The sequence below is a fragment of the Halolamina sp. C58 genome, assembly GCF_051195095.1.
Classification (GTDB): domain Archaea; phylum Halobacteriota; class Halobacteria; order Halobacteriales; family Haloferacaceae; genus Halolamina.
In genome coordinates this window covers 1791166-1814206 of the sequence record NZ_JBNTJY010000001.1, presented here as the reverse complement: position 1 = coordinate 1814206, position 23041 = coordinate 1791166, and the positions used below count along the sequence as shown (strand labels likewise).

18 protein-coding genes are annotated in these 23041 nt (G+C 69.7%); 5 read left to right on the top strand and 13 right to left on the bottom strand.

Features of this window, described 5'->3' with window-relative positions:
- Nucleotides 1-132: 132 nt before the first annotated feature.
- A complete protein-coding gene (gene infB, locus ACQUSM_RS09495; RefSeq protein WP_435118042.1) occupies nt 133-1953 on the top strand; it encodes a translation initiation factor IF-2 in 1821 nt (606 codons plus the stop codon).
- A gap of 178 nt (nt 1954-2131) precedes the next feature.
- Here infB and ACQUSM_RS09490 read toward each other — a convergent pair whose 3' ends face one another.
- From ACQUSM_RS09490 to pepF, 8 genes are all read right to left on the bottom strand, one after another.
- Nucleotides 2132-3670, bottom strand: a complete 1539-nt coding sequence (locus tag ACQUSM_RS09490) for a sensor histidine kinase (RefSeq protein ID WP_435118041.1) — start codon at nt 3668-3670, stop codon at nt 2132-2134.
- Nucleotides 3671-3755: 85 nt separating this feature from the next.
- Complete coding sequence (locus ACQUSM_RS09485; protein ID WP_435118040.1) at nt 3756-4130, bottom strand: DUF5811 family protein; 375 nt, start codon at nt 4128-4130, stop codon at nt 3756-3758.
- An 81-nt stretch (nt 4131-4211) separates the two neighbouring features.
- Nucleotides 4212-6587: a DUF2298 domain-containing protein gene (locus ACQUSM_RS09480; protein ID WP_435118039.1), complete on the bottom strand. Its 2376-nt coding sequence runs from the start codon at nt 6585-6587 to the stop codon at nt 4212-4214.
- Nucleotides 6588-6986: 399 nt separating this feature from the next.
- Complete coding sequence (locus ACQUSM_RS09475; protein ID WP_435118038.1) at nt 6987-7460, bottom strand: pyruvoyl-dependent arginine decarboxylase; 474 nt, start codon at nt 7458-7460, stop codon at nt 6987-6989.
- 39 nt (nt 7461-7499) lie between these two features.
- Entirely contained in the window at nt 7500-7955 is a 456-nt protein-coding gene (locus tag ACQUSM_RS09470; protein WP_435118037.1) for a hypothetical protein, read from the bottom strand.
- A gap of 40 nt (nt 7956-7995) precedes the next feature.
- The gene (locus ACQUSM_RS09465) at nt 7996-8334 is read right to left on the bottom strand and encodes a hypothetical protein (protein WP_435118036.1); all 339 of its coding nucleotides are present in this window, start codon (nt 8332-8334) and stop codon (nt 7996-7998) included.
- A 7-nt stretch (nt 8335-8341) separates the two neighbouring features.
- On the bottom strand, nt 8342-9568 hold the full coding sequence (gene pan2 / locus ACQUSM_RS09460) for a proteasome-activating nucleotidase Pan2 (protein WP_435118035.1): 1227 nt from the start codon (nt 9566-9568) through the stop codon (nt 8342-8344).
- Nucleotides 9569-9677: 109 nt separating this feature from the next.
- Nucleotides 9678-11477, bottom strand: a complete 1800-nt coding sequence (pepF, locus tag ACQUSM_RS09455) for an oligoendopeptidase F (protein WP_435118034.1) — start codon at nt 11475-11477, stop codon at nt 9678-9680.
- Nucleotides 11478-11611: 134 nt separating this feature from the next.
- Here pepF and ACQUSM_RS09450 point away from each other — a divergent pair, with 134 nt between their 5' ends.
- Nucleotides 11612-12931: a M28 family peptidase gene (locus ACQUSM_RS09450; protein WP_435118033.1), complete on the top strand. Its 1320-nt coding sequence runs from the start codon at nt 11612-11614 to the stop codon at nt 12929-12931.
- 155 nt (nt 12932-13086) lie between these two features.
- On the opposite strand, the gene truA is transcribed toward ACQUSM_RS09450, so the two are convergent.
- Both truA and ACQUSM_RS09440 read right to left on the bottom strand, forming a co-directional pair.
- A complete protein-coding gene (gene truA / locus ACQUSM_RS09445) occupies nt 13087-13890 on the bottom strand; it encodes a tRNA pseudouridine(38-40) synthase TruA (RefSeq protein ID WP_435118032.1) in 804 nt (267 codons plus the stop codon).
- Nucleotides 13891-14310: a universal stress protein gene (locus ACQUSM_RS09440; protein ID WP_435118031.1), complete on the bottom strand. Its 420-nt coding sequence runs from the start codon at nt 14308-14310 to the stop codon at nt 13891-13893.
- Between the two features lie 386 nt (nt 14311-14696).
- Here ACQUSM_RS09440 and ACQUSM_RS09435 point away from each other — a divergent pair, with 386 nt between their 5' ends.
- Nucleotides 14697-17846, top strand: coding sequence for an adenosylcobalamin-dependent ribonucleoside-diphosphate reductase (locus tag ACQUSM_RS09435; RefSeq protein WP_435118030.1), 3150 nt, complete (start codon nt 14697-14699; stop codon nt 17844-17846).
- A gap of 21 nt (nt 17847-17867) precedes the next feature.
- Here ACQUSM_RS09435 and ACQUSM_RS09430 read toward each other — a convergent pair whose 3' ends face one another.
- Nucleotides 17868-19274: a PAS domain-containing sensor histidine kinase gene (locus ACQUSM_RS09430; protein ID WP_435118029.1), complete on the bottom strand. Its 1407-nt coding sequence runs from the start codon at nt 19272-19274 to the stop codon at nt 17868-17870.
- 64 nt (nt 19275-19338) lie between these two features.
- Entirely contained in the window at nt 19339-20838 is a 1500-nt protein-coding gene (locus ACQUSM_RS09425; RefSeq protein WP_435118028.1) for a molybdopterin-dependent oxidoreductase, read from the bottom strand.
- Between the two features lie 88 nt (nt 20839-20926).
- Here ACQUSM_RS09425 and ACQUSM_RS09420 point away from each other — a divergent pair, with 88 nt between their 5' ends.
- Both ACQUSM_RS09420 and ACQUSM_RS09415 read left to right on the top strand, forming a co-directional pair.
- Nucleotides 20927-21061 (top strand): HVO_2523 family zinc finger protein, encoded by a 135-nt coding sequence (locus ACQUSM_RS09420; RefSeq protein ID WP_379732852.1) that lies wholly within the window; start codon nt 20927-20929, stop codon nt 21059-21061.
- Between the two features lie 97 nt (nt 21062-21158).
- On the top strand, nt 21159-22112 hold the full coding sequence (locus tag ACQUSM_RS09415) for a phytoene/squalene synthase family protein (RefSeq protein ID WP_435118027.1): 954 nt from the start codon (nt 21159-21161) through the stop codon (nt 22110-22112).
- Here ACQUSM_RS09415 and ACQUSM_RS09410 read toward each other — a convergent pair.
- The gene (locus ACQUSM_RS09410) at nt 22109-23023 is read right to left on the bottom strand and encodes an HNH endonuclease (protein ID WP_435118026.1); all 915 of its coding nucleotides are present in this window, start codon (nt 23021-23023) and stop codon (nt 22109-22111) included. The two genes, ACQUSM_RS09415 and ACQUSM_RS09410, sit on opposite strands and share 4 nt — an antisense overlap.
- Between the last annotated feature and the right edge of the window lie 18 nt (nt 23024-23041).

Here is a 23041-nt window from a genome sequence, read left to right as displayed (position 1 = left end):
GGGCGCTGTGCAATAAACGCCACGGGGCTGGCTCCGGGTCGCGCGCCCCGGCAGCGCCGCGCGCGGAGTCGAAACAGGTAACTGGCGCCCGCGACTCTCCACAGCCAAGAGACGTTCTCTCGGTGATTTTCGATGCCCGACGCCAACTCTGACACTGACGCGGACGCTGTGACCGACCCCGGATCGCTCCGGACGCCCATCGTCGCCGTGCTCGGCCACGTCGACCACGGGAAGACGAGCCTGCTCGACAAGGTGCGGGGCTCGGCCGTCAGCGAGGGCGAGGCCGGCGCCATCACCCAGCACATCGGCGCCACCGCCGTCCCGCTGGACACGGTGTCGTCGATGGCCGGCGACCTCGTGATGGCCGACGACTTCGACCTGCCCGGCCTCCTCTTCATCGACACGCCGGGCCACCACTCCTTCTCGACGCTGCGGGCCCGCGGCGGCGCGCTCGCCGACATCGCCGTCCTCGTCGTCGACGTGAACGACGGGTTCCAGCCCCAGACCGAGGAGGCGCTGGACATCCTCCAGCGCACGGGGACGCCCTTCGTCGTCGCGGCGAACAAGATCGACACCACGCCGGGCTGGAACCCACAGGCCGACGCGCCCGTTCAGGAGACCTACGAGAGCCAGACCGACCGCGCCCGCCAGCGGCTCGACGAGAACCTCTACGAGATCATCGGCGAGCTCTCCGACGCCGGCTTCTCGGCGGACCTCTACTGGCGCGTCCAGAACTTTCAGGGGAACATCGGCGTCGTCCCCGTCTCCGCGATGACCGGCGAGGGGATCCCCGACCTGCTCGCGGTGCTGATGGGGCTCTCTCAGCGCTACATGAAGACGGAGATGGAGGTCGACCTGACCGGTCCGGGGAAGGGGACCGTCCTCGAAGTGAAAGACGAGAAAGGGTTCGGCGCCACGCTGGACGTGGTGCTGTACGACGGCGAGATCGAGGAGGGCGACCGCATCGTCGTCGGCGGCGTCGAGAGCCCGATCGTGACGGAGGTCCGCGCGCTCCTGCGCCCGAAAGCGCTCTCGGAGATCCGCACGGAGGCGGAGTTCGAACGCCTCGACTCGGTGCAGGCCGCCTCGGGGGTGAAGCTCGCGGCGCCCGACCTCGACGACGCGATGGCCGGCGCGCCGGTCCGCGTCGTTCGCGGCCGGCCGCTGGAGGACGTGATCGCCGAAGTCGAGGAGGAGCTCTCCGAGATCGAGGTCGACACCGCAGACGAGGGCGTGGTGGTCAAAGCCGACACGCTCGGCAGTCTGGAGGCGATGGCCAACGCGCTCCGGGAGGCGGAGATCCCGATCCTCCGCGCGGAGGTCGGCGACGTGGCGCCGCGTGACGTGGCGGTCGCGAGCACCGCCAACGAGGCCGAGCACCGCGTGATCCTCGGCTTCAACGTCGACGTGCTGCCCGACGCCGAGCGCGAGATCGACCAGCAGGACGTGAAGCTGTTCAACCACGACGTGATCTACCAGCTCGTCGAGGACTACGAGGAGTACGTCGAGGAGCGCCAGCGCGAACAGCAGGAGACGGTGCTGGACAAGATCCACCGCCCCGCACGGTTCCGCATCCTCGAAGACCACACGTTCCGGCAGAACGACCCCGCGGTCGTCGGCGTCGAGATCCTCTCGGGGACGATCGAGAACAACCGCCGCGTCGCGAAGTTCGAGGACGGCGAGTCCACGCGCGTCGGCGAGCTCTCCGGGATGCAGGAACAGGGCGAGGACGTGGACGAGGCCCGCGCGGGCAGCCGCGTCAGCGTCGCCATCGACGGCCCGACGGTGGGCCGGGACATCGAGGAGGGCGACGAGCTCTGGATCGACCTGCCCGAGAAGCACGCGAAGATCCTGGAACAGGAGCTGAAAGAGGAGATCCCGGCCGACGAGCGCGAGGCGCTGAACGCGTATCTGGAGAAAATGCGGAAGCGCGATCCGTTTTGGGGGAAGTGAGAACCAGCCGCGGCGAGTGAGCTGCCGGGGCCTCTGTGCCCCGGCTACCGAGCCCACGCCGCGGCTGTGTACGCCGACCACGGCGAGCGACCGGCGACCGACGCCACGTCGGTCGCACGGAGTCGATGCCGTGATCGTGTAGCAACAAGTCGCTGACTGAGCAGCCGATTGGCGTCGATTACGCTTCGTTCTCGACCAGTTCGACACCGGTAAACTCGAACCGCGCTCCGCCGTCCTCGCTCTCGACCAGCGACACGTCCCAGCCGTGGGCGTCCGTGATCTCCCCGACGATCGCGAGGCCGAAGCCCGTACCCTCCTCGGCGGTAGTGAAGCCGCTCTCGAACACGTCCTCGCGACTGTCGGCGTCGATGCCGACCCCGTCGTCGGCGACGGAGAACCCCACGACGCGTCCGTCGTCGGTCACGTCCCCGACCGTGACGGTGAGGCCGCCGCCGTCGGCCGCCGGCGACGGGGGCTCGTCGGCCGGCTCGTCGTTCTCTCCCTGCTGAGGGTCGGGCGAACCGTGTTCCACACTGTTTCGGAAGAGGTTCTCCAGCAGCTGCCGGAGGCGCTCCCGGTCGGCGAGTATCGCGCTCTCGGTCGCGATCGTCAGCGTCGCCGTGCCGGTGTCGACGCCCGACCACGACTCGCGGGCGACCGACGCGAGTTCGACGCGTTCGGTCCCGTCGATCGCGTCGCCCGCCCGGGCCAGCGCGAGCAGGTCGTCGATCAGCGTCTCCATCCGCTCGACCGCGTTCTCGGCACGCTCGAAATGCTCCGCGTCGCCCGTCTCCTCGGCGAGCTCGAGCGATCCGGAGACCACGTTCAGGGGGTTGCGCAGGTCGTGGGAGACGATCGAGGCGAAGCGATCGAGCTTCTCGTTCTGTTGGCGCAGGCGTTCGGTGTTCTGTCGGCGCTGGAGCTCGTAGCTCACCCACTGGGCCAACAGGTCCACGAGCGTCACGTCCCACGGCGAGAACTCCGCGCTCCGGCTCTCGGTGTCGTAGAAACACAGCGAGCCGTACACCTCGTCGCCGAGGTAGACGGGCGCGCCGAGGTAGCAGGCGATCCCGCGTTCGGCGTGGGTGTCGCGCTCGACGACCCGGCTGTCGGTGCGCGCGTCGTTGATCACCAGCGTCTCCCGGTCCGCGACCACCACGTCGCAGAACGACTCGTCGACCGGAACCGACTCCCGTTCCGCGATCGGACCGCCCCCGTCGACGATCTCGAAGTTGGTTTCCTCGCCCCGGACTCGCGAGAGCGAGCCGGCAGCGAGCCCCAACTCCTCGCGGGCGAGCGCGAGCAGCGCCCGGATCTGCTCGTCGAACGATCGGTCGCCGTCGGCGATCACCTCGTGAGTCCGCTTGAGGACGCGCTCGCGTTTCTCCAGCTCGCGGCGCTGTGCCAGCCGTTCGCTGATGTCGTGTCCCAGGACGGCGATCCGGCCGCCGTCGAGGCGCTCCAGATCGAACTCGTAGGCGCAGCCCACCCCGGTGAGCTCCGCTTCGACGGTGGCGTCCCCCGACGTGGCGGCGCGTTCGAGCGCACGCTCGACCGCGTCGGTGTCGTCGAACAGTGCGAGGAACGGCCGGTCCCCCAGCGACTGCTCGGTCGCGTCCGCGGCGGCGGCGTTCCACTCCGAGACGTGGCCGTCGTCGAGGACGAAGAACAGTTCGTCGAACGCGTCGAGCGCGGCCGCGGCGGTCGAGTCGTTCACGTCGTCGCCCGACCACGGGCGGCCGAGGCGGTCGCTCGGTGTCGCTCGGTCCGAAGCCGGCGCGCGCTCGATCGGTCCATCTCGGCTACCGGGCGACGGGAACCGGGTCGTCCCCCATGGCGTACATCACCTGTGCGGCGGCGCTCGCGGCGAGTCCCTTCGCGACCTCGTCGCGGTCGGCGTCGTCGAGCCCGGCTTCGATGTCGTCGGCGTCGGGCTGGAACCCCGCGCTGACGGGGTGGCCCGCCGGCGGGCGGACCGCGACGGTGGCCTCCGGCCCGTCGGAGCCGTAGGTGAGTTCGGAGCCGACGACGTAGCCGTCAGGGAGGTAGGACTCGGTGCGGGAGACGATCCCGGCGACGGCGCGCCGCAGCCCGCGCTTCTCGTCGGGGGAGAGCTCGACGTTGTTCGACGAACCCCCCATGATACCCGGCGCTCCGGCGAAATCTGTGCCGTTCATCTTGCCCGTGTTTGGCGGTATCCCCTGATAAAGTCACCGGCGGTGGAAGCTCTCGAACCCCTCCACGGCGTCGCGCTGGGCTCAGGAACTGCCGTCCGTCGATTCGTCGAGCGCGGCGTGGTCGACCTCGTAGATCGTCACCGCGCCGCCCTCGAACGCGACCGAGAACGCCTCGCGGTCGAACGACCGCATCGAGTCGCCGTACACCTCGCGCTCGTTCGGCCCGACGTAGACGTACGTCACGTCGTAGCGCTCCAGCAGCGCCGCGGCGCGCTCCCAGTCGCCGGCGTAGATGATGTCGACGTGGCGGACCCGGCGCTCGTAGGCGTCCATGCTGCGGTACTCGGCCTGATGATCCCACCCGACGACCGTGGGCAGCCCCGAGAACGTCGACGCCGGGCTCGTCCAGTCGTAGGAGGCGCCGGGCACCTCGACGATCGTCGGTCGGCCCGAGCGCTCGTCGAGCCACTGCAGCGCCTCGTACTCGTTGGCGTGGAAGTTCTCGACGGCCTTCATCCCGTCGAGCGAGGGGTCGTAGTGCCCGCCCGCGACGGGGCCGCCGATCTCGGCGGCGACCATCATCACGGGGAACACCGCGGTCGCGAGGACGACGGCGACGACCAGTACGATCGCGAGCGCCGAGGTCGCGGTCGTCCGGGCGTCGGGCGAGTCCGGGACGGTCTCGCCCAGCGCCTCGATCTGTGACGCCAGCCGGCCGCCGTGCTCCCGGAGGAGCGCGACCGACGCGGCGGCCGCGCCGGCGGCGCCGAGCGTCCACGCCTGCACGCCGACTTTCAGCGACGTGTTCCAGCGCGGGTTGTCGATCAGCGGCAGCCGTGCGTGGGCCAGTTCGAGCGCGGCGAGCAGGCCCGCACCCGCCACGAGCAGCACCATCCCGAAGCCGGCCCGGCCCGAGCGCACGAGCAGCCAGCCGGCGACGATCAGCGCCCCGAGCAGCGCGAGGACGGCGAAGTTCTCGATCACCGCCGCTGCGACGATCGTCCCGAGGAGGAGCACGCCGATCGCGCCGAGCCACGGCGCCGAGAGCTCGTCGACCGCGGGCCACCCCCGGGCGGCCACGTACGCGGCGAACGCGGTCACGAGGCCGCCGTACATGACGAGGAACGCCGGCAGCGGGCTGCGCGGCGGGAGGAAGCCGATCCCCTCGTTACTCGGGACGTGGCCGAAGATCAGGAACGGCGACGCGATCGCGACGCCGATCGCGAGCACGATCACCGCGGCGACGGCCGAGAGCGCGACCCGCCACAGTTCGTGCGCCAGCCACTCGGCGCGGCTCTCGGGGGCGGAAGCGGGCTGGAGGCGGTCGGCCAGCGAGTCGGGCAGCAGCGTCGCGGGGTGGGCGTCGGCGGCGCCGACCGCGAGGGCGGCCAGCCCCGCGGCGGTCGGCAGCGACCACGTGTTCATGAAGCCGAACACGCCGGCGACGGCGCCGAGACCGCCGAAGACGAGCGCGAGCCGCCGCTTCCGCTCGGCCGCCGGCGTGACGTAGTACGAAAGCGCCAGCGCCGCCGCGAACACGACGTAGGGGTTCGCGAACGTGTGGCCGTGGAGGTCGGCTTTCACGAAGGAGTACAGCGGCACCTCCTGAATCGTTCCCGGGACGACGTAGCGGGTGTACCACCAGCCCCAGTCCAGCGGTTTAGAGAGGTTCGCGACGGTCGCCGCGAGGTCGCCGCCCTCGAAGCGCTGGGCGACGAAGCCGAACGCGGCTTGCTCGACGATCCCGCGGACCGAGTCGGGGAGGTACGGCGTCGCGAGCCGGACGGCCGTGGTCGCCGCGCCGCCGAGCGCGACGAAGAACGCGCCCGCGACGCCGCCGACTCGGAGCGAGCCGCCGCGGCGGGAGACGAGCGCGCCGCCGACGCCCGCGGCGGCGACGAACAGCATCCCGTAGAACGTCGCGATGCCGAGGTTGAAGCCGTAGCGCATCGCCGTTCCCGTCAGCATCGCGAGGCTCGCGACCTGCAGTTGGGTGCCGTAGTAGTACCGCAGCGGCTTCCCGGCGAACCAGACGTCCTCGGGCGGGAGCTGTTCGGCGCGTTCGAGCGTGTTCACCAGCGCGAAGTGGAGGAACTGCTCGCCGGCGGCGGCGGTGATCGCGGGGTTGGCCGCCCGGAACGCGAGCATGATCCCGAAGCCGACGACGAACACGCCGTACATCGCTCCAACGGACCGCCAGTCGGGGCGGGCGCCGCGGCGCCACGCGAGCACCGAGCCGGCGAGGACGATCCCGAGCCCGAGCAGCAGCGTGTGGAGGCCGAACGTGAGCTGGCCGATCCAGAAGATCAGGATCGCGAACGGAACGAGTGCGGTCGGGAGCGCGAACGCGGCGCCCTTCCGGGGGAGGTGCTCGAAGAGGGCGGCGGCGATCGGCGCGCCGATCGCGGTGAACGCCGCGACGAGCGCGAGATACGCGAGGACGGGGAGCCACTCCATGGGGTAGGCCTACAGGCGGATCGTTTTGGTCTTTCTGGACGCCTCTCCAGTTCTCCCGGCTGCGCTGACGGATCGCCGGCGGTGCGGTGGCGCGAAAGCGGGCGCGACTTCGTGTCGCGCCTCAGCGCGAGGGACGAGGGAGCGAAGCGACCGAGTCGGCTGGGGAGGTGTGTGGGCTGTGCGGTCGGGCGGGACTGAAAGGGGCTGGCCGCTCCGGGAAGGTGGGCGACGCAAGGACCGCAGGCGAACGAAGTGAGCCGAGGACCGCAGCGAGCCCCCCGACTGGAGCGGGCAGGGGGCTTTCACGGTGGTGTCGGTGCTACTCACTCGTTCACGACGAGCCAGATCGATGGAAGAAATCCACCCGAAAGGGACGCCACCGACGAATCGACCGAAAACTCAACAGATCGGTTCGCTCTCGCCGTACGCCGCCAACGCCACCACGCACGTGTGCTCGCCGGGCGCCGCCTCGGCCGACTCGATCAGCGTCTCCTCGTGGTCGAACGACCACTCTCGGAGCTCCCGCCCCGCCGCGAGCCCCGCCTCCAGCCGGGACTGCACGTCGACCTCGGATTCGGCGTCGGCCTCGTAGAACAGCCCCGGGCCGGGCCCGGTCGCCCAGCCGATACCGGCGGCGACGGTCTCGGGGCCGACCGCGCTCCGCTCGGCCTGCACGACGTTGAGGCGGTTCCCCGCCGGGCCGAGATCGGGCGCCTGCTCGACGGTTACCACCTCGGCGTCGGCCGGGACGATCGAGGAGACGGGGACGAGGTTGTAGTTGTGAAGGTTCGCGTCGGCCAGCGCGGCGTCGTAGGCGGCCTTCTCCGTCGGCGCGGTGCCGGCGCCGGCGACGACGTGGATGATGCTGCTCACGGCCGATCTCGACGCCGGGCGGAGAAAGGGGCTACGGACTCACCCCGGGAAGCCGACGGCGATGACGATGACCACGATCACGAACCCGATCACGACGGTCGCGACCCCGTAGGTGATCACGCCGAACGTCAGCGCGATCCGGCCGTCGTACTCGCCGTCGGCTTTGGGCCGCCACCGGCCGAGAAGCGGGAGCGCCACCCCGACGACCAGCCACCAGAGCACGAGGTTCACCAGCGTCATCCCGGCGAGCCAGCCGACCACGTTGCGCTCCAGGCTCCCGCCGTGGAGCGCGACGGGAACGAAGATCGCCACCAAGTGGACGATCGCGAACGCCGTCGTCCCGGCGAGGTAGTTCGGGATCAGGTAGTCGGTCGGCCAGTCGGCGAACAGGCGTCTCACCGCGCTCGAGATCAGGATCGGGAGGAGCGCGGCGCTGTCGAACACCCAGAGGGCGAGGAGGAACAGCAGCACGTCGGGAACGATGCCGGGGACCATGCCCGGCGCTGGTGTCGATGCCGTGAAACGCTTTGTGGTGCTACCCGCGTTCGGCTCTGCGCTCCCGGAGCGCGATCAGGAGGCTCACCCCGGCGAGCACGCCCGCCGTCGGGAGGACGAAGATCCACAGCACCGCCTGCGGCAGGCCGAGCAGCGCGAGCAGTCCGGCGCCGACGGCCGCGAGCCACGCGCGCCCGGTGACAGCGCCGGCCGTGCCGAGGACGGCCGCGCCGGCGAGTGTGCCGAACAGCAGCAGCCGGAGCGGCGTGTACCCGGGGCGGTCGAGATACACGACGAGTACGCCGAGAAACAGCAGCAGCGCCGCCAGCGCCAGTCCCTGCGCCGGATGGGTGTCCGGGAGCCGGTCGCCGGCGCTCATCAGCCCGTTACTGGAACGCGACCGGGCCGGTCGTCGGCGCCTCCTCCGAGGTCTCCTCGATCTTCTCGTGGGCGTCCTCGAAGTCGGTCGTCCGGACCTCCTCGCGGCCGTCGCGGATCGCGAACATCCCGGCCTCGGTCGTGAGGGCGGCGATGTCGGCGCCGGAGTACCCCTCCAGCGCCTCGGCGAGCTCGTCGAAGTCCACGTCGTCGCCGAGGTTGAGCTCGCTCGCGTGGATCTCGAGGATGCGCTTGCGCCCTTCCACGTCGGGCTTGGGCACTTCGATGAGGCGGTCGAAGCGGCCGGGCCGGAGGATCGCCTCGTCGAGCATGTCGAAGCGGTTGGTCGCGGCCATGATGCGCACCTCGCCGCGGTCGTCGAACCCGTCCATCTCCGAGAGCAGCTGCATCATCGTGCGCTGGACCTCGGCGTCGCCGGAGGTCTTCGAGTCCGTCCGCGTCGTCGCGACGGCGTCGATCTCGTCGATGAAGATGACGGCGGGCTCGCGCTCGCTCGCGAGCTCGAACAGGTCACGGACGAGGCGAGCGCCCTCGCCGATGAACTTCCGGACCAGCTCGGAGCCGGCCATCTTGATGAACGTCGCGTCGGTCTCGTTCGCGACGGCCTTCGCGAGCATCGTCTTCCCCGTCCCGGGCGGGCCGTGGAGCAGCACGCCGCTCGGGGGCTCGACGCCGACCTCGCGGAACGTCTCGGCGTTGATCAGGGGGTCCTCGACGGCCTCGCGCACCTCGCGGATCTGGTCGTCGATGCCGCCGATGTCGGCGTAGGTGACCTCCGGCGACGCCTCGACCTCCATCGCCTGTGCGCGGGCGTCGGTCTCGTCGTCGAGCAGCTCCTGGACGGAGAAGGAGTCGTCGATCGCAACGCGGTCGCCCGCCTCGACCTCTCCCTTCAGCGCGGGGGAGAGCTCGGTCAGCACCTCCTGATTGTTGCCGTGCTGTTTGATGACGACGCCGTCGTCGGTCAGCTCTTCGACGGTCGCCAGATACAGCGACGACGTCTTGAGCGTCTCGTTGCGGCGCTTGAGCTGGTCGACCTCGTCGCGGAGCTCCTCCTTGCGCCCCTCGGCGTCCTGGAGGCGCTCGTTCAGCTCCTCGTTGACCTGAACGAGCCGCTCGAAGTGTTCCCGGATCGCCTCCAGGCGCTCGGCCTGTGACATCTCGGGGTCCAGGTCCAAGCGGGGGCGGTCGGGAAGGGACGGGCTGCGTGACATCTCTCTGGTTCGGTTAAGGGGTAGGCGTAAATGTGCCTTTGGGTCGGGGAATCGCTCGCTCCAGCCGCCAACCGCGTACGTCGGTCGGAACGCGAAAGCGGGCGTCGCGTCAGTTCAGGTCGAGCAGGTCGGCCGCGTCCTCGAGCCGGTCGCCGTACACCGACAGCGCGGACTCGATGGGGTCGGCGCTGGTCATGTCGATGCCCGCGATGTCGAGCACGTCGATGGGGTACTCGCTGCCGCCGGCTTCGAGCGCGGCGCGGTAGTCCGCGGCCGCGGGCTCGCCCTCCTCGCGGATCTTCTCGACGATCGCGACCGCCGCGGAGATCCCGGTCGAGTACTGGTAGACGTAGAAGTTGTAGTAGAAGTGGGGGATGCGCATCCACTCCTTGGCGATCAGGTCGTCCACGTCGGCGTTGGCGTAGAACGTCCCCTTCAGGTCGCCGTAGATCTCGTCGAACGCGTCGGGGGTGAGCGGCTGGCCGTTCTCGGCGCGCTCGTGGATGCGCTGCTCGAAGTCCGCGAACATCGTCTGGCGGTACAGCGTCGAGCGGAACCGTTCGAGGTACTGGTCCAGCGCGTGGGCGCGGATCTCGTCGTCGTCGACGTTCTCGAGCAGGTAGTGGGTCAGCAGCGTCTCGTTGACCGTGCTCGCGACCTCGGCGACGAAGATCTCGTAGCTGGAGTACTGCCACGGCTGGGCTTCGCTGGCCAACTCGGAGTGCATCGAGTGGCCGAGCTCGTGGGCCAGCGTGTACATCGAGTTCACGTCGTCCTGGAAGTTCATCAGGATGAACGGCTGGGTGTCGTACGTCCCCGAGGAGAACGCGCCCGAGCGCTTCCCGCGGTTCTCGTACACGTCGACCCAGCGGCTCTCCAGCCCCTGCTCCATCCGGGCCTGGTACTCGTCGCCGAGCGGCGCGACGGCCTCGACGACCCACTCCTTGGCCTGCTCGTAGGTGATCTCCGGCCCCTCCTCGCCGGTGAGCGAGGTGTAGAGGTCGTGCATGCCGAGTTCGTCGACGCCCTGGGCCTGTCGCTTGAGGTCGGCGTGGCGCTGGAGGTAGTCGAGGTTGTCGTGGACCGTGTCGACGAGCGTGTCGTACACCTCAGTCGGCACGTTCGTGCCGTCGAGGGCGGCCTCGCGGGCGGTGTCGTAGTTCCGCGCTCGGGCCAGCTTCACGTCCTTCTTCGTGCTGTTCTGGAGCGCGGTTCCGACCGTGTTGCGGTAGTCGTCCCAGGTCTCGTAGTACTGCTCGTACACCTCACGGCGGAACTCGCGGTTCTCGTGTTTCTGGAGCTTCGTGAAGTTGCTCTGGGTGATCTCCACCTCCTCGCCGTCGGGCTTCTCGACGGTGGGGAACGTGAGGTCGGCGTTCGAGAGCATCCCGTAGATGTCCGACGGCGCCCCCGTGACCTCGGAGAGGTCCGCGAGGAGTTCCTCCACTTCGGAGGAGCGCGTGTGGGGTTTCATCCGCAGCGCGTCGTCGAAGAAGTGTTCGTACTCCTCGAGCGCGGGCTCTTCGGCCATCAGTTCCTCGACCTCGTCCCAGTCGAGCTCCTGAAGTTCGGGCTCGAGGAAGCTGGTCGCGCTGGAGGCGTCGGACTGCAGCGACTCGGCCTTGGCGGCGAGCGCCTGGTACTCCTGGTTCCGCGTGTCCTCGGCGGAGCGCAGGCGGGCGTAGGCGGCGACTTTCGACACGTCGCGCATCACGGCCTCGTACTGTTCGAGCAGTTCGGCCAGCGTCTCGGCGCTCTCGGTCGCGCGACCCTCGTACGCCCGCAGGTCGTCGACGCGTGCCTCCACGTCGTCGTAGGCTTCCTGCCACGCCTGCTCGTCCGGGAAGATCGATTCCAGATCCCACTGGTACTCCTCGTCGATGTCCTCGCGTTCGGGGACGGTGCTCATCGTGATACTGTAGTGTCGAATCCGGTGGTAAGTCTTCCCACTTCACCCGACGAGGCGGCCGGTTTTGCCGTGTTTTCCGTCCGCCGCCACACTCGCCCGGAACGTCTTTGGGCCGCCCTCCCACACGCCGGGGCATGGACGGATTCGACGCCGCGATCGGCCGAACCTGGATCGACGACCGACCGGGCGAGTTCCTCACCGACCTCACCGCGATCGGAAGCCGGATGGGCGGAAGCGAGGGGGAGGCCCGGGCCGCCGATATCGTCGCCGACGCGTTCCGCGACGCGGGCGTCCGCGAGGTCGAGCAGGACCCCTTCGAGATGCAGGCCTGGCAGCGCGGGGACTCCTCGCTCCGCGTTCGATCGCCGGTCGAGCGGGAGTTCGAGACGATCGCGCTGCCGTACTCCCCGGCAGGGGAGGTCGAGGGCGAACTGGTCGACGCGGGCTACGGCACGCCCGAGGAGATCGACGAGCTCGACGTCGAGGGGAAGATCGTCGTCGCCTCGACGACGACGCCCGAGGGCGGGCGGTTCATCCACCGGATGGAGAAGTTCGGCTACGCGATCGGGCAGGGTGCGGCGGCGTTCGTGTTCGTCAACCACGTGCCCGGCCAGCTTCCCCCGACGGGCTCGCTCACGTTCGGCCGCGAGGCCGAGGCGCCCGCCGTCGGCGTGAGCAAGGAGACCGGCGCGTGGCTCACCGAGTTCGCCGAGGACGACGTTCGGGTCCGCCTCACCGTCGACGCCGAGACGACGACGGGGCGGAGCCAGAACGTTCAGGGGCGCCTCGGCCCCGACACCGACGACGAACTCCTCCTGCTGGCCCACTACGACGGCCACGACATCGCGGAGGGCGCGCTGGACAACGGCTGCGGCGTCGCGACGGTGCTCACCGCCGCCCGCGTGCTCAGCGAGGCCGAGAACGGACTGGACCGCGGCGTCCGCGTCGTCGCCGTCGGCTGCGAGGAGGTCGGGCTGCTCGGCGCCGAACACCTCGCGGAGTCGGTCGACCACGACGACGTGGCGGCGGTGGTGAACGTCGACGGCGGCGGGCGGTTCCGCGATCTGGTCGCGCTGACACACACCTCCGAGTCGACGGGCGAGGCGGTCGAGCGCGTGAGCGAGCGGGCGAACCACCCGATCGAGGTGGAGTCCGACCCGCACCCGTTCAGCGACCAGTGGCCGTTCGTCCGTGCGGGCGTGCCGTCGGTCCAACTGCACAGCGACAGCGGCGAGCGCGGGCGCGGCTGGGGGCACACCCACGCCGATACGCGGGACAAGGCCGACGGGCGGAACATCCGGGAGCACGGCGTCCTGACCGCGCTGCTGGTCGACGAGCTGGCGTCGACGGACGCCGACCGGCTGGACCAGGAGGAGCTCGCCGAGGCGTTCCGGGAACTGGAGTTCGAGACGGGGATGAAGGCGGCGTCGCTGTGGCCCGAGGGGTGGGAGTGACCAACCACGGCGCGCGACCGGCCGTGCGCTCCGTCGCGCGACCGCGGAGCGCCATGCCGTGGTTGTTGTGACACCAGATCGACGCAGTAAGCAACGCCGCACAACGCTGAGCCCGGTGCGCGACCGCGGCCACGCCGCGACTCTCGACCGCCGACCTACTCCCCCAGCCCGTCCAGTACCGTCTCCGTCACGCGAACGCGCTCCAGCGCGCCCACGCGCCGCTGGCCGAACACGCCGCGGGCGCTCTCGAGCGCTTCCTCGTCGACCGAGAACGTCACGTCCGGGTAGGTGACGCCAGTCAGCACCAGCGGCTCGGCCGCCGTCCGCGGGACGCCGCGGCCGCCCTGTAGCGACTCCTCGCTCAGCACCTCGGCCACTCGGGAAAGCGGCTGCCCGTCGACGGCCACCTCCGCGAGCACGCCGACCAGCCGCCTGACGAACCCCCGTGGGAAGCCGCCCGCGGAGACCCTGACGACGAGGAACTCCCCGTCGCGTTCGAGCCGGACCGAAACGTCCCGGACGGTCCCGCTCTCGTCGCTGGTGAGGTTGTGGAAGTCGTGCTCGCCGGCGAGCCGCTCGGCGGCCTCGCGCGCGGCCCGGTCGTCCGCGTCGGGGGCGTGGAGGTGGTACGTGTAGCGCCGCTCGCTCGCGGCGTGTGTCGCGTGGAAGCCGTCTGGCACGTCCGCGGCGGCCCACGCCCGGATCGACCCCGGGAGCCGGCCGTTGAGCGCGGCGGGCGTACACCAGTCCGGCGCCTCGAACGCGACCGTCTGGGCGACCGCGGAGACGCCGGCGTCGGTCCGGCCCGCGGCGGCGTACCTCGGCGGCGTCTCCCCCTCGTCGACGATCCCGGCCTCGACCAGTGTTCGGAGGAGCGTCCCCTCGACGGTCTGCACGTCGGGCTGGCGCTGGAAGCCGTAGAACTCCCGGCCGTCGTAGGCCAGCCTGAACGCCCGCATCTACCGCGGCACCGTCAGTACCGGTGCGGGGGAGTGCCGGACGACCTTCTCGGTGACGCTGCCCAGCAGCGCGTGTTGCAGCCCTTCGCGGCCGTGGGTCGCCATCACCACCACGTCGACCGCCTCGGCGGCGTCGACGATCACGCTCGCCGCTGGGCCGCGACCGACCCGGCTCTCCACGTCCAGCCCGCGCTCCTCGGCGCGCTCGGCGGCCGTCTCCACCGCCGCCTCGGCCTCCTCCTCCAGCGCCTCGTGGAGCTGCTCGGTCTCGACGGTCATCGGATCGAACACCGCGGGATCGATCGCACTCACGAGGTGGAGCGTGGCGTCGTACTGCGCGGCGAGATCGACCGCCCGGCCGACCGCCGGGTCGTCCTCGGCTTCCCCGAGCGCGACGGGGAGTAGCACGTCGTCGTACATGAACCGAGGTTTCGGTCGGCGACCCTAAACGGTGCCGGCCGGGGGCGCCGGACCGGCGCTGTGACCCACGAACACCCCCTTCCTTCGAGTAGAAAACCCGGCGAAGTAACCGCGGTCTCGTCGGACGCGTTTCACTTCCGCCGTGGTTCGGTCAGGGTTATACCGACCGCTTCCCTACCCCTACACGAGTGCCGCGACGGCGGCCACACGCCTCACACCATGACCAGCAACAGCCACCAGACAGTACAACCGAATTTGTACTACTGCAACCGTACCGGGAACCAAACGGTTAATGCGGGTCCACGGAATAGGACTTCTCCGCTACAGATGTTCGATCTACCCACTCCCGACGAGAACCGCATCCGCCCACACGGGGTGAGTGCACAGTGAGTTCGCCCGATCTCGGCGCCGACGAGCTGACGCTCCCGATCAAGCGTACCGACGGCGAGACGCTGGAGGACCGCCTCACCGAGAACGCCTACCAGAACATCCTCCCCGCGCGGTACCTCCGGAAGAACGCCGACGGCGAGGTCGTCGAGGACCAGGAGGAGCTGTTCGCCCGCGTCGCCAAGAACATCGCGCTGGCCGAGGCGGTCTACGAGGCCGAGCGCCAGGGCGTCGAGGTGACGGTCACGCCCGAACAGCTCAAGCCCGACCACCCGCGGCGCGACGAGCTCGCCGAGGACGTGTTCGGTGCGGGCGTCGACGCCGAGACCGACACGGAGACGACGCTGAACGAGCACAACGTCAACAAGTTCGCCTACGACACCGTCGTCCCCGAACTCGACGAGGAGATCGCGGCGGCCGTCCGCGAGACCCGCGAGGAGTTCGAGACGCTGATGACGGATCTCTCCTTCATGCCGAACTCGCCGACGCTGATGAACGCCGGCGACGAGCTGCAGCAGCTCTCTGCCTGTTTCGTCGACTCTCCTGCTGACGACATCACCGACATCCACCAGACGGCCAAGGAGGCCGCCGAGGTGTTCCAGTCCGGCGGCGGCATGGGGTACGCGTTCTGGAAGCTCCGCCCGTACGGCGACTCCGTGGGCTCGACCGGCGGGATCGCCTCCGGCCCGATCACGTTCATGCGGACGTTCGACCAGATGTGTGAGACGATCGCCCAGGGCGGCGCCCGCCGCGGCGCCCAGATGGGCGTGATGCGCGTCTCGCACCCGGACGTGATCCAGTTCATCCACGCGAAGAACAAGGACGTGAGCCTCGCGAACACGCTCCGTCTCAACGACCCCGACGACTTCACGCACAACTCCTTCGCGGACGCGCTGGAGGAGGCTCGCGACCTGATCGACGACGAGGGCCGCGTGCCCGAACACCTGCGCAACGCCGTCGAGGGCCACCTCTCGAACTTCAACATCTCCGTCGGCGTCACCGACGACTTCATGGAGGCGCTGAAAAAGGGCGAGGAGTTCACGTTCACCAACCCCCGGACGGAAGAGCCCCACATCGCGACGCCGGAGACGAAGGAGCTCTACGACATGTTCGGGCTCGGCGAGCACGTCGAGGTCGGCGAGGAGCTCTCGGTGCCCGCCGAGAAGCTCTGGGACCAGCTCATCGAGGGCGCCCACGAGAACGGCGAGCCGGGCGTGATCTACCTCGAACGCGTCAACAAGCGCCACTCCTTCGACGTGGAGGAGCACCCCGACCACCGCATCCTCGCGACGAACCCCTGCGGCGAGCAGCCGCTGGAGGAGTACGAGGCCTGTAACCTCGGCCACATCAACCTCTCCACGCTCGCGGCACAGGACGCGCCCGACTGGCGTGTCTGGGCCGACGAGCACGCCGACGAGTACGACTCCCACGAGGAAGCCGTCTCGGCGTTCCTCGACGAGGCGATGAACTGGGAGGACTTCGACCACCGCATCGCGTACGGCACGCGCTTCCTCGAGAACGTGGTCACGATGTCGGACTTCCCGGTCGACGAGATCGAGCAGAAGGTCCGACAGATGCGCAAGATCGGCCTCGGCGTCATGGGGCTGGCCCAGCTGTACATCCAGCTCGGCGTGCGCTACGGCACCGACGACGCCGACGAGATCGCCCGCCAGCTCATGACCCACATCAACCACGGGTCGAAGGACGCCAGCCACGAGCTGGCTCAGGAGCGCGGCACCTTCGCCGACTGGGAGGACTCGAAGTTCGCCGACCCCACGTCCTACCCCGAGTGGTTCGAGCACCACACCGGCGAGGACCCCGAGGAGTGGGCCGAGGGCTACCCGCTGCGCAACCACAACACGACGACGATCGCGCCGACGGGCACCACGTCGATGATCGGCAACACGACCGGCGGCTGTGAGCCGATCTACAACGTCGCCTACTACAAGAACGTCTCCGGCGACGTGCAGGGCGACGAGATGCTCGTCGAGTTCGACGACTACTTCCTCCGCGCGCTGGAGGACAACGACCTCGACGTGCAGGCGGTCAAGGAGGAGGCTCAGGAGCAGATGGCCAACAACGAGTTCGACGGCGTCGAGGGGCTGGAGACGGTCCCGGACGCGCTGGGCGAACTGTTCGTGGTCACCGGCGACCTGAGCGCCAAGCAGCACGCCTCGATCCAGTGTGCGGCCCAGGAGGGCGTCGACTCCGCCATCTCGAAGACGGTCAACGCGCCCAACGACGCCAGCCTCGCGGACGCCAAGGAGGCGTTCGAGTACGTGTACGACAACGGCGGCAAGGGCGTCACCTACTACCGCGACGGCACCCGCAGCAAGCAGGTGCTCACCACCCGCGCCGACAACACCGAGTTCGCCGACGAGGACGAGGCCGCCGAGGCGCTCGTCGAGCAGATCACCGAGGTGTTCGGCGGGCTCGAAGGGTTCCTTGAGAACGAGGACGTGCAGGCCGCCCTCGACACGCAGGTCGAGCAGATCCTGGCCGACGCCGACGGCGAGGACACGCCGCTGGGCCGCAAGCGCCCGCGCCCGGACGTGCTCCACGGCGTCACCCAGCGCATCGACACCGGCTACGGGAAGCTGTACGTCAACATCAACGAGGACCCCCAGACCGGCGAGCCGTTCGAGCTGTTCGCGAACATCGGCAACTCCGGCGGCTTCACCGCCTCCTTCACCGAGGCGCTGGCGAAGACGATCTCCACCTCGCTCCGCTCGGGCGTCGACCCCGAGGAGGTCGCCAGCGAGCTGCAGGGCATCCGCAGCCCGAAGGTCGCGTGGGACAAGGGCGAGCAGATCCAGTCGATCCCCGACGCCATCGGAACGGCGATGCGGCGCTACCTCGACGGCGAGATCGACAAGGGGATCCCCCAGCAGCAGACGATCGACCAGCTCGACGAGGAGGCTGCCGAGCCCTCGACTGACGGTGGGGCGACGACCCAGCCGCCGAGCGAGCCGACGAACGTCGATATCGACGACGCTGCGGGCGCCGCCGAGGCCGCCACCGAGGACGACGCCACGAGCGAGCTGATCGCGTCGGGCGAGAGCCCGGAGTGTCCCGACTGCGGCTCGATGAGCCTCTACTACTCCGAAGGCTGCAAGACCTGCGAGTCCTGCGGCTGGAGCGAGTGCTAAGCTAGCGAGCCGTCGACGTTTTTACGCTTCGCCGTCTTCCGCCAGCGGCAGCGACACGGTGATCCGGTTGCCATACGTCGCCGGCGCGTCGACGTGGATCTCCCCGTTGGAGAGCTCCACGGCCAAGTAGACGAGCCAGAACCCCAGCCCGCTGCTGTGGTAGACGTTCGTCATCTCGTCGTAGTCGCCGGTGAGCACGTCCGCCTCGATCGCGGGGATCGGCTCCCCGTCGTCCTCGACGACGAGCTCGGCGCTGGTGTCCGTCTTCCGAAGTCGGACCGTCACCGTCGGGGTCGCGTCCTCGCAGTGCTGGACGGCGTTCTCCAGTAGCTCGGTGACGGCCTGCTCCAGCTCCGGCCGGCCTTGGACGACTGCCGGCGCCAGCGTCCCCACCTCGATCACGCTGTCGGGGTAGCGGTCGCGGACGGTCTCGACGCCCGTGACGACCGCCTCACGGACGTCGAACGGTTCGCGCCACCGTTGATCAGTGAGCAGGTCGATGATCTCGCGCTCCTTCTCGGCGCTCTGGAGGAGCTCGTTCCCGACGCGGTGGATGATCTCGGTGTACTCCGCCGCCTCGGGGAACTCGTCGTCGATCAGGGCTGCCTGCCCGAGCACGACGTTGAGGTCGTTCCGGAGCGTGTGCCTGAGGAGGTTGTCCATGACGACCAGCTGTCGCTCCCGACGCCGTCGGTCGGTGATGTCCCGTGCGAACCCGGCGACGCGCACGACCTCGCCGTTCTCCGTGATCGGCTCGCCCTGGACCCACACCCAGCGCTTGAACTCCTCGTCGGGGTTGACGCGGTACTCCATCTCAACCGAGTGGCCGGCGGCGACACGCCCCATCGCCTCCTCGACCGCCGGCCGGTCCTGTGGGTGGATGGCGTCGAGGAACGCGCTCGGATCGTCGTACGCCTCCTCGATCGGTCGGCCGAAGATCTCCTCGTAGGCGGGGTTGACGAACAGCAGCTCCGACCAGTCGGCGTCGAACATCCAGAGCACGTCGCCCGACACCGCGGCGATCCCCTTCAGCCGGCTGGCGGTCTCCGCCCGCTCACGTTCGGCCTCCACGCGGTCGGTCACGTCCCGCGAACTCACCACGTAGCCGTCGAGCTTCTCGTCGGTGAGGTTCGACATCCGGCTCTCCAGCCACACCCAGCCGCCGTCGCTGGTCCGGTACCGGTACTCGATGGTCCCTTCGAGGAGGCTGTCGCTCCGAACCGTCCGGTAGAACTCCTCCCGGACGGTCTCGACGTCGTCCGGGTGGACGAACTCGAAGACGTCCACACCCACGAGTTCGTCGGGCTCGAAGCCGAGGATGCGCTCGGCCGCCGCGTTGACGTAGGTGAAGGTTCCGTCCTCGTCCAGGAGCGCGATCTTGTCCTGAGCCCGATCAAGGAGGAGTCCGAACAGGTCGGACTGATCCATCGTCTATCGTTCGACGCTCTGTGGGGATAATTCCCACGACAGTTCAGATATCACAATTCTTCCACTACGGCCGGATCGTCTCGCTGACCCAGCCCGTCGCGCCCGAGGGGCGGACCCCCTCCCGCTCCCGGGTTTGCCGCTCGCCGTCGCCGTCGATCGCCCGGACCACCACCTCGTGTCGCTCCTCGGCGTCGTACTCGTGTTCCCACATCCGCCACGCGTCGACGGCCTCGCCGTCGGGCTCGGGCTCGTCGGCGTCGAGCGGCACCGCGCCGGGGAGCGGCGCCGAGAGCGTCGCGTCGGTCCAGTTTTCGCCGCCGTCGGTCGACACCTCGACGGCGTCGATCCCGCGCGTGCCGGCGTAGGCGTGCCCGCCGACGCGGGCCGTCCCGTCGCGGACGGTGGTGCTGTGGAGCTTGGCGACCGTGTTCACCTCGCCGGTCCCCTCCCAGCCGCGCTGCTCCCAGTAGCCGTCCTCGGGCTCCTCGCGGATCTCGATCTCGGTGAGCCACTTGGCGTTCGTCTCGCCCCAGTGCCCCGGCACGAGCGTCCGGAGGGGCGCGCCGTGGCTCCTGGCGAGGGGGCGACCGTTCATCCCCCACGCGAGTAGCCCGTCTTCCAGCGCGGACCGCGGGAAGGAGACGAAGTAGTCGTCGGCGGCGTGGAGCGTGACACAGCAGCTCTCCGGGGCGTCGACCGCGTCGAGCACCGTCGAGACGGGGACGCCGTCCCAGAGCGCGGTGTCGATCTTCTCGCCGTTCAGCGAGTCGCTCACGCAGCGCAGCGTGACGAACCGTCGCTCGGCGTCGAACGCTTGCAGCTCCGAGAGCGTGAACGACCGCTCCGCGGGCACCTCGCCGGTGACGGCGAGCGACCAGTCGTCGGCCGAGATCGACGGATCGACGGTCGCGATGTCGACGGTGTAGAACCCCTCCGAGACCAGCCCGTCGGCGTCCGGCAGCGGGAGCGAGCGCTCCTCGGCGACCGAGAGCAGCGACTGGGCGGCCGGGTCCGGCGGCTCGGGGCTGCTCGCCGATCCCGAGCCGGCGCCGCCGAGTCGGACCGCGCCCGCCGCGAGCGTCCCGAGCGCGGCGGCGCCGGCCTGCAGCAGGCGGCGGCGTCCGGGCGACCGCACGGCCGTCCGCCCGGAGCCGAGGGGCCGGGACGCGGCGAGTACGACAACCGCCGCCGCGACGCCCGCACCGGCCGCGCTCGCGAGGCTGCCCGTGAGCAGCAGCGTGATCCCGCCGACGAGCGCCAGCGTCGTCGCCCCAGCCGCAGCGGCGCCGTCGACGGACCGCCGGGCGAGGATCGCCGCCGCCGCGTACGCCCCGAGCAGCAGGAGCCCGGTGACGACCGCCAGCAGCGGCTGCGCGAACTCCCCGAGGCCTCTGACTTCGACCGCGACGAACCCGGGTGCGGCGTCGCGCACGACCGCGGCCCCGCCGGCGCCGACGAACGCGGGCGTGTCGCCGGCGACGAGCAGCGATCCAGCGACGGCGGCGACCCCCGCGAGCACGCCGATCACGGCCTCGATCGACTGCCTCCGGCTCGGACGGTACATACCCGTGTTGTGGTGTGCCACGGGGGAAAGCGTTCCTCCGGCGGCATCGCTCGTAACTGCTTTCTCGTCGGCGCTCTCACTCCCGACCGTGAGCGACACGGAGGAGTCCACGGCGCCCGGCCGGCCCTGCCCGCACTGCGGGGAGACGATGGTTCACCGCCACTGCGAGTACGTCTGCCCGCAGCACGGGGTCGTGTTCGACTGTGCGGACACGTTCTACTGATTTCCGTGCCACCGTGCCGCACAGTTAAGCCGCTCCGGGGCAATTGATACGGTACGCGATCGCTCCCGAACACCGTCCCGGCGAGCGTCGCATCACCATGGTCGAACAACGACAGCTCGCCCGGAGCAAGCAGATCCACCGGGAGACGGGCAAAACGTTCTACGTCGCGACGCGGTTCCTCCCGGAACGGGTGCGTCACCCGACGTACGTACTGTACGCGTTCTTCCGCGTCGCCGACGAGGTGGTCGACGGCGACAACGATCTCGCGCCCGCGGAGCGCGCCGAGCGACTGGAGTCGTTCCGCCGCGCGGCGCTGGGCGAGGAGCCGACCGACGACCCCGTGCTCGCGGCGTTCGCGGAGATCCGCGAGGAACACGACATCCCCGAGTCGGACGTGAACACGTTCGTCGACGCGATGGCGACCGACGTGGAGAAGGCCCGCTACGAGAGCTACGACGAGCTCCGCGAGTACATGGACGGCTCCGCGGCCGCGGTCGGGCGGATGATGACCGCCGTGATGGCGCCGGAACACGCCGAGGCGGCGCTGCCGGCGGCGACCGCGCTCGGCGAGGCGTTCCAGCTCACCAACTTCGTCCGGGACGTGCGCGAGGACGTGCTCGAACGCGACCGGATCTACCTCCCTGCGGAGACGCTCGAAGCGCACGGGTCGAGTCACGAGCAGATCGCCCGACTGGAGTTCGACAGCAACGTCGCGGGCGCGGTGCAGGCCGAGCTCTCGCGAGCGGAGGCGCTGTACCGCGACGGCGTCGCCGGCATCGAACTACTCCCCGAGGACTGCCAGTTCCCGGTGCTGCTCGCGGCGGTGCTGTACGCCGACCACCACCGGCTGATCCGGAAGCTCGACTACGACGTGGTGTCGACGACGCCCTCGCTGTCGACGCCGCGGAAGCTCTGGCTCGCCGCCCGGACCCGGATCGCGTGGCAGCGAAACTCGGATCCGCTGGCGGTGTTCCGCACCGTGAGCGCGATCCCGACCGACGAGAACTGTCACCGACTCCACCGACTGACCGGGCGGCTGCCGGTGCCTTAGCTCGGCGGCCACCAGTTCAGCGACTCGTTTCTATCCGCGAGATACTCGTCGGCGATCCCGGCGTCTCGGAGCCGATCGAGTCGATCTCCGTGACGGTCTCGCAGGCTCTCCGTCATCCAGCGGTCAGCTGGGTCGTACTCGGGGTTCACCCACAGACGTCCGGCTTCGTCGAACGTCCATAGCGCCGCGTCGAACGCGAAGTGGTGGGTCCAGTTCAGCAGCAGCGCATTCCGGGGGTCCTCGGCGATGTCCGGTCGCTCGGCTCGCGGGAGGACGTGTGAGACCGTGAGCAGGCTCGGGTGATCGATCCCCGTGACTGCACAGCGGCCGTCGAAGCGGTCGTAGACGGACTGCTTGAACGACTCGGAGACGCGCACCCCGGCTCGGGTCTGCGTGACCGTGCGGCCGGCGGTGTCGACGGGGTCGAACGGCGCCGGCGGAGTGTCGACAGCTTCGTCGTTCTCGACCACCTCGCTCGTCCGGCCGTCGAGGTGGCGCATCTCGAACTCCAGCACCTCGCGTTCGCCGCTCTCGTCGTACACCGTTTCGTGCCCTTCGACGGCGACTTGGCCCTGGTACTCCCAGCCCGGCCCGTCGCCGGACTTGTAGAAGAAGTAGATCGGGACGGGGTCGGATTCGGCCTCGATCAACGCGGCGTTCCCCAGCGTCTCCGGCGACTGGTCGCCCTTGTCGGGCAGCCCCTCCCCGACGTAGGTGAACGTTCTCGCAGAGACGTCGTCGTCGTAGGGCCCGCCTTCGCGAGCGAACAGCAACACGTAGCGATCCCCTTCGTCGTCGTTCCGGACGTTGATGCCCGAGACGCGGTAGCCGAAGCCGGTGTCGAACAGGGCCTCGATGTCGGTCTGCTCGTAGCGCTCGCCGCGTTCGATCTCCGGATGGGGATGCTCCATCGCGTTCGGGAGTGGGCT

Bases quoted from the DNA above. Each gene is read 5' to 3' on its own strand.
- infB (WP_435118042.1), top strand. From the start codon at position 133: ATGCCCGACGCCAACTCTGACACTGACGCGGACGCTGTGACCGACCCC.
- pepF (WP_435118034.1), bottom strand. From the start codon at position 11,477: ATGAGCACCGTCCCCGAACGCGAGGACATCGACGAGGAGTACCAGTGG.
- truA (WP_435118032.1), bottom strand. From the start codon at position 13,890: ATGCGGGCGTTCAGGCTGGCCTACGACGGCCGGGAGTTCTACGGCTTC.
- ACQUSM_RS09425 (WP_435118028.1), bottom strand. From the start codon at position 20,838: ATGTACCGTCCGAGCCGGAGGCAGTCGATCGAGGCCGTGATCGGCGTG.
- ACQUSM_RS09415 (WP_435118027.1), top strand. From the start codon at position 21,159: ATGGTCGAACAACGACAGCTCGCCCGGAGCAAGCAGATCCACCGGGAG.
- ACQUSM_RS09430 (WP_435118029.1), bottom strand. From the start codon at position 19,274: ATGGATCAGTCCGACCTGTTCGGACTCCTCCTTGATCGGGCTCAGGAC.
- ACQUSM_RS09440 (WP_435118031.1), bottom strand. From the start codon at position 14,310: ATGTACGACGACGTGCTACTCCCCGTCGCGCTCGGGGAAGCCGAGGAC.
- ACQUSM_RS09470 (WP_435118037.1), bottom strand. From the start codon at position 7,955: ATGGTCCCCGGCATCGTTCCCGACGTGCTGCTGTTCCTCCTCGCCCTC.
- ACQUSM_RS09480 (WP_435118039.1), bottom strand. From the start codon at position 6,587: ATGGAGTGGCTCCCCGTCCTCGCGTATCTCGCGCTCGTCGCGGCGTTC.
- ACQUSM_RS09410 (WP_435118026.1), bottom strand. From the start codon at position 23,023: ATGGAGCATCCCCATCCGGAGATCGAACGCGGCGAGCGCTACGAGCAG.
- ACQUSM_RS09465 (WP_435118036.1), bottom strand. From the start codon at position 8,334: ATGAGCGCCGGCGACCGGCTCCCGGACACCCATCCGGCGCAGGGACTG.
- ACQUSM_RS09485 (WP_435118040.1), bottom strand. From the start codon at position 4,130: ATGAACGGCACAGATTTCGCCGGAGCGCCGGGTATCATGGGGGGTTCG.
- ACQUSM_RS09450 (WP_435118033.1), top strand. From the start codon at position 11,612: ATGGACGGATTCGACGCCGCGATCGGCCGAACCTGGATCGACGACCGA.
- pan2 (WP_435118035.1), bottom strand. From the start codon at position 9,568: ATGTCACGCAGCCCGTCCCTTCCCGACCGCCCCCGCTTGGACCTGGAC.